Here is a 385-nt window from a genome sequence, read left to right as displayed (position 1 = left end):
CACATTGGCCTGCACCGGCTGGATCTGGCCGACATTGCCGAGCGGCTGCAGATGGCCGGCCAGGTCGGGACGGCGGCACGCCACCCGGATGCGATAGCCGCGCTTGGCCAGCGCCCGCACGACATGACGGCCGACAAAGCCGGAGCCGCCGAAGACGACGACGAGCTTTGGGATCTGCAGGATTTCGGTCATGGCTGGCTCCGGCGCGCTTTCCCGAGGGTATTGGGCCCAGATACTGGGGCTGGCTGAAGCCGTTTCATAGTCGGTTTCGCGCCAAAGGCAAAGGCCAGGCGGAGCCAATCACGAGCTTGTTTCGGCCCTCGTCAGAACGCCCTGCCGATGCGCGCGTCGACCGATTGGCCGTTGCCGCCGCGAATGACGAAGA

At 66.0% G+C, this 385-nt stretch carries 1 protein-coding gene; it reads right to left on the bottom strand.

Annotated features, from left to right (window positions below; genetic code table 11):
• A partial coding sequence (locus EOA29_RS40905; RefSeq protein WP_127222630.1) for an NAD-dependent epimerase/dehydratase family protein occupies positions 1 to 192 on the bottom strand: 192 nt, incomplete at its 3' end.
• Positions 193 to 385: the final 193 nt, after the last annotated feature.

It is taken from the genome of Mesorhizobium sp. M1E.F.Ca.ET.063.01.1.1, from assembly GCF_003998155.1.
Lineage (GTDB): Bacteria > Pseudomonadota > Alphaproteobacteria > Rhizobiales > Rhizobiaceae > Mesorhizobium.
The sequence above is the reverse complement of the archived record's forward strand: the minus strand, read 5'-3'. Positions and strand labels throughout refer to the sequence as shown.